Below are 12,446 nucleotides of genomic sequence, written 5' to 3'. Positions count from 1 at the left end.
AACAGGGAGAGCGCTTTTTGCTGGACCACCGCAACGACGATGCTTTCGTCGCATTCGAGCATGTGCAAAAAAGCTATGATGGTCAGACGCTTGTCGTCAAGGACCTGAACCTGTCCATCGGCAAGGGCGAATTCCTGACCATGCTGGGTCCGTCAGGATCGGGCAAGACGACCTGCCTGATGATGCTCGCGGGCTTCGAGACCGCCACCCATGGCGAGATCCGCCTGGACGGCCGTCCGATCAACCAGGTGCCGCCCCACAAGCGCGGCATCGGCATGGTGTTCCAGAACTATGCGCTGTTCCCGCACATGACGGTGGGCGAGAATCTGGCCTTTCCGCTGGAGGTCCGCGGGATGAGCCGGTCCGAGCGTGAGGCCCGCATCGCCCGCGCGCTGGACATGGTGCAGATGGGCCGCTTCGCGAACCGCCGCCCCGCCCAGCTGTCGGGCGGCCAGCAGCAGCGCATCGCCCTGGCGCGCGCGCTGGTCTTCGACCCGGAGCTGGTCCTGATGGACGAGCCCCTGGGTGCCCTGGACAAGCAGCTGCGCGAGCATATGCAGTTCGAGATCAAGCACCTGCACGAGAAACTTGGAATCACCGTCGTCTATGTGACCCATGATCAGGGCGAGGCGCTGACCATGTCGGACCGCATCGCGGTCTTCAACGACGGGCGCATCCAGCAGCTGGCCGCGCCCGCCGATCTCTACGAGCGACCCGAGAACAGCTTCGTCGCCAGCTTCATCGGCGAGAACAACGCCCTGGCCGGCACGATCGAGCGGCTGGAGGGCGACAAGGCGCAGGTGCGGCTGGACGGGGGCGGGGTGATCGACGCGACCGCCGTGAACATCCGCGAGACCGGCCAGCGCACGACCGTCTCGATCCGCCCCGAACGGGTCGAGTTCAAGCCCGAGATGATGTCCCCCGGCGCCCACACGATCGAGGCGCAGGTGGCCGAGGTCGTCTACATGGGCGACATCCTGCGTGCCCGCCTGAAGGTCGCGGGTAGCGACAACTTCGTCATGAAGATGCGCAACACCATCGGCCAGACCCGCCTGGACCCCGGCCAAGTCATCCGCATCGGCTGGCATCCGCAGGATGCCCGCGCCCTCGACCCGATCTGAATTATCACGTGGAGACCTTAGAGATGAAACGATTTCTGGCCCTCAGCACCGCGATCGGCCTGGTCGGTGGACCGGCGCTGGCCGATGTGAACCTGCTCTCCTGGGGCGGGGCCTATGGCAACAGCCACCTGGAGGCCTATGCCAAGCCCTTCACCGCCGAGACCGGCGTCAACGTGATCATGTCGGACGCCGACAACCCGGCCACGCCGATCAAGGCGCAGGTCGAGGCGGGGAACGTGTCGATCGACGTGGCCTCGGTCGAATATGCCGACGCCGTGCGGCTGTGCGACGAGGGCGCGCTGGAAGAGATCGACCCCGCCATCCTGCTGCCGGCCGAGGACGGGACGGCCGCGGCCGACGACTTCATCGAGGGCGCGGTGACCGACTGCTTCGTCGCGACCGACGTCTATTCGATGGTCCTGGCCTTCAACGACAGCGCCTTCCCCGAGGCCAAGCCCGCGACGCCCGCGGACTTCTTCGACCTGGAGGCCTTCCCCGGCAAGCGCACCATGCGCAAGGGCGCCAAGTTCAACCTGGAACTGGCGCTGATGGCGGATGGCGTGCCCGCCGCCGAGGTCTATGAGGTGCTGGCCACCCCCGAGGGGGTCGACCGCGCCTTCGCGAAACTGGACACGATCAAGGCCGACGTGATCTGGTGGGAGGCGGGCGCGCAGCCCCCGCAGCTGCTGGCCGATGGCGAGGTCAGCATGGCCTATGCCTTCAACGGCCGGATCTTCAACGCGGCGCAGGCCGACGGTCAGCCCTTCGAGATCATCTGGGACGCCCAGATCTATGAGATGGAGGGCTGGGTCGTCCCGAAGGGCGCGCCGAACCTGGAGCAGGCGATGGAGTTCGTGGCCTGGACCACCGCCCCCGCGCCGCAGGCCCGGGCGGCCGAGTTCATCAGCTATGGTCCGCCGCGCCGCTCGGCCGCAGCGCTGGTCGGCAACATCGAGGGCACCGATCAGCCGATGGGTCCGAACCTGCCCACCTTCGAGGCCAACATGGCCGCGGCCCTGGCGTCCGACCTGGAGTTCTGGGTCGACCGCGATGCCGAGCTGAACGAGCGTTTCAACAGCTGGCTGGCCAGCTGACCCCTCAGGCCGGGCGGCGCGTCCGCCCGGTCCGCCCTTCGGGGCCAATGACAACGGGCAAAAAAAATCGCCCGATGCAATCCAACCGGGAGAACCACCGTGAGAACCACCCTGATCCTGTCCACGGCCCTGACAGGCCTGGCCTTCGCCGCTTCCGCGCAGGAGGTCAACGTCGTCTCCTGGGGCGGCGCCTACGAGACCAGCCAGGTCGAGGCCTACAACAAGCCCTTCACCGCCGAGACCGGCATCGCCGTCAACATGATCGCGGCCGACAACCCGGCCACGCCGCTGCGCGCGCAGGTCGAGGCGGGCAACGTCACCGGCGACGTCTTCGACGTCGAGGTCAGCGACGCGATCCGCCTGTGCGACGAGGGCGCGCTGGTCGAGATCGACCCGGCCTCGCTGCCCGCGGCCCCCGACGGCACGCCCGCGGCCGAGGATTTCGTGCCCGGCGCGCTGCGCGACTGCGCGGTGGCCAACATCGTCTGGGGCACGGTCATCAGCTACAACTCCACCAAGTTCGAGGGCAACGCGCCGACCACCGCCGCCGACTTCTTCGACACCGAGGCCTTCCCCGGCAAGCGCGGTCTGCCCAAGAACCCCAAGCGTACGCTGTATCTGGCGCTGATCGCCGACGGGGTGCCCGCGGACGAGGTCTATGACGTACTCTCCACCCCTGAGGGCGTGGACCGCGCCTTCGCCAAGCTGGACACGATCAAGGCCGACACCGTCTGGTGGGAGGCCGGCGCCCAGCCCGTGCAGCTGCTGGCCGACGGCGAGGTCAGCATGACCACCGTCTACAACGGCCGCGCCTTCGACGCGATGGTCGCCGAGAAGCAGCCCTTCGGCATCATCTGGGACGGCCAGTACCTGGACATGGACATGTTCGTGATCCCGGTCGATGCGCCCAACCCGGACGCGGCGATGGAGTACCTGAAATTCGCCACCGACACGCAGCGGCTGGCCGATCAGGCGAAGTACATCGCCTATGGTCCCGCCCGGCAGTCGTCGAACGCGCTGGTCGGGCTCTATCAGGACGGCGTCACCGAGATGGCGCCGCACATGCCGACCAGCCCCGAGGCGCTGGCCAATGCCGTCACCGATGACCCGGAATTCTGGGCCGACCATTCGGCCGAGCTGACCGAGCGCTTCAACAGCTGGCTGGCCGCCAGCTGATCCGAAACGCCGCCGCCCCCCGATGCGGGGGTGGCGGCCCTGACCGCCGGGGACGACATGGCGAACGCCGCACTTGATCCACATGCCGCCATCGCCACCACCGCCTCGGGCTTGGGGGCGACGCTGACCACCGCGGATGGCAAGCCCCTGGCCCGCGCGCTGGCCCGCAGCCAGCGCCGCGCGCGCAGGCGGGCCTTCCTGCTGGTGCTGCCGCTTCTGGCCTTCGTGGTCATCACCTTCGTCGTGCCGATCGGGCAGATGCTGCAGCGGTCGTTCTACAATGACGGGTTCTCGGCCAACATGCCGCAGGTCTCGGCCTGGTTCGCCCAGACCGAGCGCGGCACCGATCCGGACGAGGCCGCCTGGACCGCGCTGGCCCAGGACCTGGTCGCCAGCGCAGAGGCGCGCAACATCGGCGTCGTCGGCACGCGCATCAACTATGACATGCCGGGCACGCGGTCGCTGTTCACCTCGACCGGCCGCCAGGTGCGGCGCGGGCTGGAGCCGCCCTATCGCGAGGCGCTGCTGGAGATCAACGAGGATTGGGGCGATCCGCAGCTGTGGTCGGTGATGCGCGAGGCATCGACGCCGATCACCGCGAACTTCTATCTGGCCGCCGTGGACCGCACCCGCGACACCGAAGGCCGCGTCCAGCAGGTCGAGGAGCAGCAGCGAATCTACCTGACGCTGTTCTGGCGCACCTTCTGGCTGTCGGCGGTGATCACCGGCCTGACCTTCGTGCTGGGCTTTCCCATCGCGCATCTGCTGGCGACGCTGCCCATGCGCAAGTCGAACCTGCTGATGATCCTGGTGCTGCTGCCCTTCTGGACATCGCTGCTGGTGCGCACGACCTCCTGGATGGTGCTGCTGCAGCAGCAGGGGGTGGTGAACGACATCCTGGTCTGGATGGGCGTGATCGGCGGCGGCCAGCGGCTGCAGATGATCTACAACCAGACCGGCACGATCATCGCGATGACGCATATCCTGCTGCCCTTCATGATCCTGCCGCTCTATTCGGTGATGCGCACGATCAACCCGTCCTATGTCCGCGCGGCGCGCAGCCTCGGCGCGACCAGCTGGACGGCCTTCCGCCGGGTCTATTTCCCGCAGACGCTGCCGGGGCTGGGGGCGGGGGCAATGCTGGTCTTCATCCTGGCTGTCGGCTACTACATCACGCCCGCGCTGGTCGGCGGATCGTCGGGGCAGCTGATCTCGAACATGATCGCGCAGCACATGACCGGCACGCTGAACTGGTCCATGGCGGCGGCGCTGGCAGCCCTGCTGCTGGGCGCGGTGCTGGTCCTCTACTGGCTCTATGACCGCCTTGTCGGCGTCGACAACCTGAAACTGGGATAGCGCGAATGGCCCTTCCGACCTATGCAAGCCCGCTGGAACGCCTGTGGCATTACGCCCGCCTGACGATCTGCGCGCTGATCTTCGTCTTCCTGATCGCGCCGATCATCGTGATCATCCCGCTGTCCTTCAATGCCGAGCCCTACTTCACCTTCACCGACCGGATGCTGTCGCTCGACCCCGACGGCTACAGCATGCGGTGGTATTCCAGCCTGCTGACCTTCGGGATGCAGAACCCGGATTCGACGGGCTGGGCCTTCTGGTCGGATGCCTGGGCGAATGCGAAATGGGTGCAGGCGGCCAAGAACTCGATCATCATCGGCGTCTTCTCGACGCTGGTGGCGACGGTGCTGGGGACGCTGGCGGCCCTGGGCCTGTCGCGCCCCGAAATGCCCTTCCGCCGGGCGATCATGGCGATCCTGATCTCTCCGATGATCGTGCCGCTGATCATCACCGCCACGGGGATGTTCTTCTTCTACTCAAACCCCTGCGAGTTGCTGACGCTGATCGGTCTGTCGCCGGAATGCGGGCGGCTGGCGGGGACCTATCTGGGGGTGATCCTGGCCCATGCGACCTTGGGCATTCCCTTCGTGATCATCACCGTGACGGCGACGCTGGTAGGGTTCGATCAGTCGCTGAACCGGGCGGCCGCCAGCCTGGGGGCGAACCCGCGCACGACCTTCTTCAAGGTGACGATGCCGCTGATCCTGCCCGGCGTGGTGTCGGGGGCGCTGTTCGCCTTCGTGACCTCGTTCGACGAGGTGGTGGCGGTGCTGTTCATCGCCGGACCCGATCAGCAGACCATTCCGCGCCAGATGTGGAACGGCATCCGCGAGCAGATCAGCCCGGCCATCCTGGCGGTGGCGACGCTGCTGGTGATCTTCTCGATCGCGCTTCTGACCACGGTCGAGCTGCTGCGCCGCCGCTCCGAGCGCATCCGGGGCGTCACGCCCCGATGACGCCGGAGGAGCTGGAGGACGAGGGCGCGCGCCCCGCGCCCCCGTCCTATCCCGCCATCACGCGGGCCGAGCGTGCTTATGGCCGCCGACTGGCCGCGATCCACGACATGTACCGGGCCGAACTGGATGCCGTGGCGCGGCTGCTGGCCGAGGTCCGGGCCGCGCAGGCCGATCCCGCGCTGGTCGCGCCCGCGGTGGCCGGGACGGCGCTGGCGCGCAACATGGCGCGGTTCGGCACCGCCTGCGGGCGCGACTGCGCGCTTTTGCAGAACCATCACGACATCGAGGAGCAGTGGATGTTTCCGGCCTTGGTCGAGCGGGGCGGGGCGGCGTTGGCGCCGGTGATCCGGCGGCTGATGGACGAGCACGAGGTGATCCACCGCCTGATCGGCGCGCTGCATGAGGCGGCGCAGGCGCTGGTCGCGGATCGGGGCAAGGCGGCGCTGGACCTGTGCGCGGAGCGGTTCGCGGTGCTGGACCGGGCGATCCGGTCGCATTTCGGCTATGAGGAGCGGGCGCTGGAGGAGCCTCTGGGGGCGTTGCGCGTGCCGATCTGACGTGCCGCGGCTTGCGTCCCGCGAGGGCGGGGGGCCAGCCCCCCGCACCCCCCGCCGGGGAGCCTGCGGCCCCCCGGACCCCCGCATCGCGTCAGGGCAGCAGGCTGAGCCACATCCAGATGGTGAGCGTCGAGAGCGCCGTCGCGATCAGCACCGCCGAGGCCGCGACCCGTCGCGCCGCGCCATAGATGTTGGCGAAGAGATAGGCGTTCACCCCCGGTGCCATGGCCGCCGTCATCACCGCCGAGCGCATCCCGTCACGGTCCAGCCCGCCCAGATGCGCCGTGGCGAAGACGATCGCGGGGTGCAGGATCAGGCTGGCCGTGCAGCAGAGCGCGATGGCGGTCATGTCGCCCTCGGGCCGATAGCGATAGAGGACACCCCCCAGACCGAAGAGCGCCGCCGGGAGGGCTGCGCGCGCGATCATGTCGACCGCGTCCCAGAAACCCTGCGGCAGCACGAGGCCCGCCTGCATCATCAGGTTCACCGAGAGGCCGGACAGGATGCCGATGACCAGGCTGGTGCGCAGCACGCCCGTCAGCGCGCGCAGCGCCACCCGGCCGACCGACAGGCCGCTGCCGCGGGCGCGGGTGAACTCCATCACCGTGATGCCGAATGTGTAGAGCAGCGGCGAGTGCAGCGCGATGATCGCCCAGTTGCCGGCCAGCGCATCCGGCCCATAGGCGCGTTCCGTGATCGGAATGCCCAGGAGCAGGCTGTTGGAGAAGAGGCAGACGAAGCCGATCGCGACGCTGTCCACCGCCGACCGCTTCAGCACCAGCCGCGCGCCCGCCCAGCCCAGCCCGTAGGCCGCGAAGGCGCCCAGATAGAAGGGGATCAGCAGGCCCGCGCGGAATTCGGTCCCCAGATCCAGCCGGGCCATCGACACGAAGAGCAGCGTGGGCACCGCGAAGTTCTGCGCAAACCCCATCAGCCCGTCCACTGCGGCCGCCGAAAACCAGCCGCGCCAGGTCACCAGATAGCCGAAACCCACGATCAGGAAGACCGGCAGGATGATCTCGAACAGGGCGCTCATGCCGGGTGCGACGCCGCCGGGCCGTCTGCGGTGCAGGTGATGCGCATGCCGTCATATGCGGGTTCGACATGGGCGGGCGTGGTGTCGCGCACCGTGGCATAGTCCATGTCCAGATGCATATTCGTCAGCACGGCGCGCGGGCTGCGGGCGCGGGCGATCCAGTCCAGCGCCAGCGCCAGATGGGCGTGGCTGGGATGGGGCTCGGGGCGCAGCGCGTCGATGACGAAGACCGGCGCGTCCTGGATCAGCGGCCAGGCGGCATCGGGGATGTCGGAGACGTCGGGCAGATAGACCAGCCCGCCGATGCGGAAGCCCAGGGCGGTGATCTCTCCGTGCTGGACGCGGAACGGGTGCAGCGTCACCGCGCCGCCGGGGCCGTCGATGGTGACCGGCCCGTCGATCCGGTTCAGGTCGCAGATGGGCGGATACTGGCTGCCCTCCGGCGTCTGGAAGACGTAGCCGAAGCGTTCGGTCAGCGCCGCCGCGGTGGGGTCGTCCGCCCAGAGCGGCAGCATGCGGCGGGCGTTGTAGACCAGCTGCCGCAGGTCGTCGATGCCGTGGACATGGTCGGCATGGGCGTGGGTGTAGACGACCGCGTCCAGCACCGCGACATCCGCGTCCAGAAGCTGCGGCACCAGATCGGGGCCGGTGTCGATCAGCACCCGCGTCGTGCCCCCCGGCCCGTCGCGTTCGACCAGCAGCGAGCAGCGGCGGCGGCGGTTGCGCGGCTCGGCCGGATCGCAGGCGCCCCACCGGTTGCCAAGCCTGGGCACACCGCCCGACGATCCGCAGCCCAGGATGGTGGCGCGGATCGTGGCGCTCATCGCGTGGCCTTGGGGAACAGGCGTTCGAAATTCGCCTCGGTCGCGGCGGCGAAGGCGGCCGGGGTCAGGTCGAAGACCTGCGCGCCGACGGCGGCGGTGTGGGCGACATAGGCGGGCTCGTTCCGGCGGCCGCGATGGGGGGGCGGGGCCAGATAGGGGCTGTCGGTCTCGACCAGGATGCGGTCCAGGGGTGCGGCCGCGAAGATGTCGCGCAGGTCCTGCGAGCGCGGGAACGCCGCGATGCCCGACATCGACAGATAGAAGCCCAGATCCAGTGCCGCGCGCGCCAGCGCCGGGGTCGAGCTGAAGCAGTGCATCACGCAGCCGAAGGCGCCGGCGCGATGTTCCTCGGTCAGGATGCGTGCCATGTCCTCGTCCGCGTCGCGGGCGTGGATGATCAGCGGCAGGCCCGTGCGGCGCGCGGCCTCGATATGGATGCGCAGGCTCTCCTGCTGGGCGGCGGCGCTTTCGGCGGTGTAGTGATAGTCGAGGCCGGTCTCTCCGATGCCCACGAATTTAGGATACGCGGCCAGCGCCACCAGCTGATCGACCGTGACCATCGGCTCCTCGGCGACGCTCATCGGGTGGGTGCCCGCGGCGTAGAAGACGCCGTCATGCGCCTCCGCCAGCGCGCGGACGGCGGGTTCCTGGCGCAGGCGGGTGCAGATGGTGACCATGCGATGCACGCCCGCCGCCCGCGCCCGCGCGATCAGGGCGTCATGCTCTCCGTCGAAATCGGGGAAATCCAGGTGGCAATGGCTGTCGGTCAGCCGGAGGGCCGCATCACTCATCGGTCAGGCCTTGGTCAGGGACGCTTGCGCGGGCGGCAGCTGCGCCAGCTCCAGGACCATATCCATCACCAGCGCGGCAGGGTCAAGATTGACCGCCCGCCCGGCCCGCGCCCGGGCCGAGAGGCGCGCCTGCGCCTCGGCCCAGATCCGCGCGGCATGATCGTCGGGCGAGAGCCGCGCCATCAGCGCGCCTTCGCCGGACGCGGCCTGCGGCAGGGGCGGGCCCATCAGACCGGCCCGCGCCAGCCGCGTCAGGAAGCGGTCGAGGACGGTGATGGTCAGGTCGAACGGGTCGCCCTCGGCGCCCGCCCGGCCCGCGGCGCCATCCGCAAAGCCCGCCGCCGCCAGCCGGTCCAGCCGGGGCAGGGTGGCGAACAGGTCGACCAGCTGCTGATAGCGGTCCAGCCCCCCCTGGCCGGCCAGGCGCAGCGCCTCTCCGACCGAGCCGTCCGACAGCGCGGCCAGCGGTTCGGCATCCTCGTCGATGCCCAGGTCCGACAGGATCTCCGCCATGCGGCGCGGGGGCAGGGGCGACAGGCGCAGCGTCCGGCAGCGCGAGCGGATCGTGGGCAGAAGCCGGGCGGGCTGATGCGCGATCATCAGGATCAGCGCGTCGGCCGGCGGCTCCTCCAGCACCTTCAGCAGGGCGTTGGCGGCGGCGGTATTCATCTCGTCGGCGGCGTCGATGATGGCGATGCGGCGACCGCCCTCGGCCGAGGACAGGTGGAAGAAGGACAGCAGGCGGCGGATCTCATCCACGGTGATCTCGGCGCGCAGCCGTCCGGCCTTGTCGTCCCAAGGCCTGCGGATCAGCATCAGCCGCGGCTCGGACAGGGCTGCGATGCGGCGCGCCTCGGGCAGGGAGGCGTCGACCGACAGGGTAGGGCTGTCGGACCCGGCCAGCAGCCAGCGCGCGATGGCCCAGGCCAGCGTCGCCTTGCCCACCCCGCGCGGGCCCGTCAGCAGCCAGGCGTGATGCAGCCGGTCGCCCTGCGCGGCCTCGACGAAGGCGCCGACGGCCGCGTCCTGTCCGATCACCCGCGGCGTCATTCGCGGATGCGGTGCGCCCGGCACGCGGTCGGGCTCGGGGATGTCGTCGGGGGCGCCCTTCACAGCGCGGCGCGGATGCGGGCGGCGACGTCCTCGGGCGTGCCGCTGCCGTCGATCAGGCGGACCCGGCCCGGATGCTCGGCTGCCAGGTCGCGAAAGCCCCGCGCCAGACGCTCCTGAAAGCCCAGGCCCAGGCTCTCGAAGCGATCCTCGGCACCGCCGCGCGCCGCGCCGCGGGCGAGGCCGGTGGCGGGGGGGATGTCGATGACGAAGGTCCGGTCGGGCTCGACCCCGATCATCAGCGCGTGCAGCCGGTCGACCAGATCGCGCAGCTCGCCCCGCGCCGCGCCCTGATAGACGCGGGTGCTGTCGGCAAAGCGGTCGGTCACGACGACGCGGCCCGCCTGCAGGGCGGGGCGGATGGTGCGCTCCAGATGGTCGCGGCGGGCGGCGGTGAACAGCAGGCATTCCGTCTCGGCCGACCAGCGTTCGCCCGCGCCCTCGACCAGCAGGCGGCGGATCTCCTCGGCGCCGGGGCTGCCGCCGGGCTCGCGGGTCAGCACGACGTCGCGGCCCGCCTCGCGCAGGTGCTGCGCGAGCAGGCGCGCCTGCGTGGACTTGCCGCAGCCGTCGATGCCCTCCAGGCTGATCAGCATCAGCCGGTGACGGCGCTGACGGCGCGTTGGCCCAGCTGCATCACCGCGCCCTTCATGCGGCCCAGAAAGCCCGCCTCGGGGATGTCGTCGGTGGCGATCAGCGGCGTGATCGTGTCGGCGGTGCCGGGAATGGTCACAACCAGGCGGCCGACCTGATCACCGCGCGCGATGGGCGCGGGCAGGGGCGAGTCGTAGACCACCTCGACCTTGACCTGATCGGCGACGCCCGCGGGGACCAGCACGTTCACGCCGTCCCGCGTCGTCAGCCCGACGCGGTCGCGCGTGCCCAGCCAGACCGGGGCCTGCACCACGTCCTCTCCGGCGGGAACCAGGCTGCGCATGGAGAACTCGCGGAAGGCCCAGTTCACCAGACGCTCGGATTCCTCGGCCCGCGCACGCTCGGTCTCAAGGCCGGTGATGACGAAGATCACCCGGCGCCCGTCCTGGACGGCCGACCCGACCAGGCCGTATCCGGCCTCCTGGGTGTGGCCGGTCTTCAGTCCGTCGGCGGTCCAGTCGGCCCCGCCGATGCGCAGCAGCGGGTTGCGGTTGCCCGCGTTCGACGGCACCCGGCCCTTGTAGTTGAACTCGGTCATCGCGAATTGCGGATAGAGGTCGGGGAATTCGCGGATCATGTATTCCGCCAGCAGCCCCAGGTCGCGGGTGGACATCACATGCCCCTCGGCAGGCCAGCCGGAGGAATTGACCAGCGTCGTCTCGGTCAGGCCCAGCTGGGCCGCGCGTTCGGTCATGCGGCGGGCGAAGGCCTCCTCGGTGCCGGCCAGCCCTTCGGCGACCACCACGCAGGCGTCGTTGCCCGAATTGATGATGATGCCGTGGATCAGCTCCTCGACCGTGGGGCGGTCGGCGGGCTCGACGAACATCTTGGAGCCGCCCATGCGCCAGGCCTTCTCGGACACCGGGAAGGTCGTGTCCATGGTCACGCGCCCGTCGCGCAGCGCCTCGAACAGCATGGTCAGGGTCATCAGCTTGGACATCGACGCGGGCGGCAGGGCCACGTCGGCGTCCTTCTCCATCAGCACGGTGCCGGTCTGCATGTCATAGACCCAGGCCGCGCGCGCCGTGGTGTCGAAGGCCCCGGCCGGTCCCGCCAGCGCCATCGCCGCCGCCGCCGCCATCAGGAATGCCCGCATCGTCTTGTCCCCTTCCGGTTTTCCGCGATGGTTACATCAACCCCCGCGTGCCCGCAACGCGACAGGGGCGCGGGGCGGAAATCGTGATCACCCGCCGGTGGCCTCGCGCCAGTGCCTGCGGCAGAGCGAGACATAGGTCTCGTTCCCGCCGACCTGGACCTGCGCGCCTTCGGTGATGGCGCGGCCTTGGTCGTCGCGGCGGATGACCATGGTGGCCTTCTTGCCGCAATGGCAGATGGTGCGCACCTCGCGCATGTCGTCGGCCAGGGCCAGCAGCGCGGCCGATCCGGGAAACAGCTCGCCCCGGAAATCGACGCGCAGGCCATAGCACATCACCGGGATGTTCAGGTCGTCGGCGACGCGGGCCAGCTGCCAGACCTGGTCGCGGGTCAGGAACTGCGCCTCGTCGATGAAGACGCAGGCCGGGCGGGGCGCGGCATCGGCGACCATCGCCATCAGGTCGCTGGCGCTGTCGAAGGTCGCGGCCGCGTCGGCGATGCCGATGCGGCTGGCGATGCGCCCCTGTCCCGCGCGGTCGTCCAGCGCCGCCGTCAGCAGCAGCGTCGCCATGCCGCGTTCGCGGTAGTTGTAGGAGGCCTGCAGCAGCAGCGTGCTCTTGCCGGCGTTCATCGTGGAGTAGTGGAAATAGAGCTTGGCCATGAGGCCAGCCGCTTA

The 12,446-nt window shown here is 69.7% G+C and carries 13 protein-coding genes; 6 read left to right on the top strand and 7 right to left on the bottom strand.

Annotated features, from left to right (window positions below; genetic code table 11):
- Positions 1 to 17: 17 nt before the first annotated feature.
- The 6 genes from AACG61_RS09855 to AACG61_RS09830 all read left to right on the top strand — a co-directional run bounded on the left by AACG61_RS09855 (position 18) and on the right by AACG61_RS09830 (position 6,260).
- Positions 18 to 1,121 (top strand): ABC transporter ATP-binding protein, encoded by a 1,104-nt coding sequence (locus AACG61_RS09855; RefSeq protein ID WP_411836964.1) that lies wholly within the window; start codon positions 18 to 20, stop codon positions 1,119 to 1,121.
- Positions 1,122 to 1,144: 23 nt separating this feature from the next.
- A complete protein-coding gene (locus tag AACG61_RS09850; protein WP_411836963.1) occupies positions 1,145 to 2,215 on the top strand; it encodes an ABC transporter substrate-binding protein in 1,071 nt (356 codons plus the stop codon).
- A 99-nt stretch (positions 2,216 to 2,314) separates the two neighbouring features.
- Positions 2,315 to 3,391, top strand: coding sequence for an ABC transporter substrate-binding protein (locus AACG61_RS09845; protein WP_411836962.1), 1,077 nt, complete (start codon positions 2,315 to 2,317; stop codon positions 3,389 to 3,391).
- Positions 3,392 to 3,448: 57 nt separating this feature from the next.
- Entirely contained in the window at positions 3,449 to 4,747 is a 1,299-nt protein-coding gene (locus tag AACG61_RS09840; RefSeq protein WP_411839495.1) for an ABC transporter permease, read from the top strand.
- Positions 4,748 to 4,752: 5 nt separating this feature from the next.
- Positions 4,753 to 5,703: an ABC transporter permease gene (locus AACG61_RS09835; protein ID WP_411836961.1), complete on the top strand. Its 951-nt coding sequence runs from the start codon at positions 4,753 to 4,755 to the stop codon at positions 5,701 to 5,703.
- Positions 5,700 to 6,260, top strand: a complete 561-nt coding sequence (locus tag AACG61_RS09830) for a hemerythrin domain-containing protein (protein WP_411836960.1) — start codon at positions 5,700 to 5,702, stop codon at positions 6,258 to 6,260. Before AACG61_RS09835 ends, AACG61_RS09830 begins: the two co-directional genes overlap by 4 nt.
- Before the next feature lie 91 nt (positions 6,261 to 6,351).
- Here AACG61_RS09830 and AACG61_RS09825 read toward each other — a convergent pair whose 3' ends face one another.
- From AACG61_RS09825 to AACG61_RS09795, 7 genes are all read right to left on the bottom strand, one after another.
- Positions 6,352 to 7,296: an AEC family transporter gene (locus AACG61_RS09825; RefSeq protein ID WP_411836959.1), complete on the bottom strand. Its 945-nt coding sequence runs from the start codon at positions 7,294 to 7,296 to the stop codon at positions 6,352 to 6,354.
- Positions 7,293 to 8,120 carry an MBL fold metallo-hydrolase gene (locus AACG61_RS09820; protein WP_411836958.1) on the bottom strand — a complete coding sequence of 276 codons (828 nt, stop codon included), beginning with the start codon at positions 8,118 to 8,120 and terminating at the stop codon, positions 7,293 to 7,295. Before AACG61_RS09820 ends, AACG61_RS09825 begins: the two co-directional genes overlap by 4 nt.
- On the bottom strand, positions 8,117 to 8,911 hold the full coding sequence (locus tag AACG61_RS09815; protein ID WP_411836957.1) for a TatD family hydrolase: 795 nt from the start codon (positions 8,909 to 8,911) through the stop codon (positions 8,117 to 8,119). The genes AACG61_RS09820 and AACG61_RS09815 overlap by 4 nt, the downstream gene beginning before the upstream one ends.
- Positions 8,912 to 8,914: 3 nt before the next feature.
- On the bottom strand, positions 8,915 to 9,961 hold the full coding sequence (locus AACG61_RS09810) for a DNA polymerase III subunit delta' (RefSeq protein ID WP_411839494.1): 1,047 nt from the start codon (positions 9,959 to 9,961) through the stop codon (positions 8,915 to 8,917).
- Between the two features lie 59 nt (positions 9,962 to 10,020).
- A complete protein-coding gene (gene tmk / locus AACG61_RS09805; RefSeq protein ID WP_411836956.1) occupies positions 10,021 to 10,617 on the bottom strand; it encodes a dTMP kinase in 597 nt (198 codons plus the stop codon).
- Positions 10,617 to 11,771, bottom strand: coding sequence for a D-alanyl-D-alanine carboxypeptidase family protein (locus AACG61_RS09800; RefSeq protein WP_411836955.1), 1,155 nt, complete (start codon positions 11,769 to 11,771; stop codon positions 10,617 to 10,619). The genes tmk and AACG61_RS09800 overlap by 1 nt, the downstream gene beginning before the upstream one ends.
- Before the next feature lie 87 nt (positions 11,772 to 11,858).
- A complete protein-coding gene (locus AACG61_RS09795; RefSeq protein ID WP_411836954.1) occupies positions 11,859 to 12,431 on the bottom strand; it encodes a thymidine kinase in 573 nt (190 codons plus the stop codon).
- Between the last annotated feature and the right edge of the window lie 15 nt (positions 12,432 to 12,446).

Source organism: Paracoccus sp. ME4 (assembly GCF_046736325.1).
Classification (GTDB): Bacteria; Pseudomonadota; Alphaproteobacteria; order Rhodobacterales; family Rhodobacteraceae; genus Paracoccus.
This window is presented reverse-complemented; position numbering and strand designations above follow the sequence as displayed.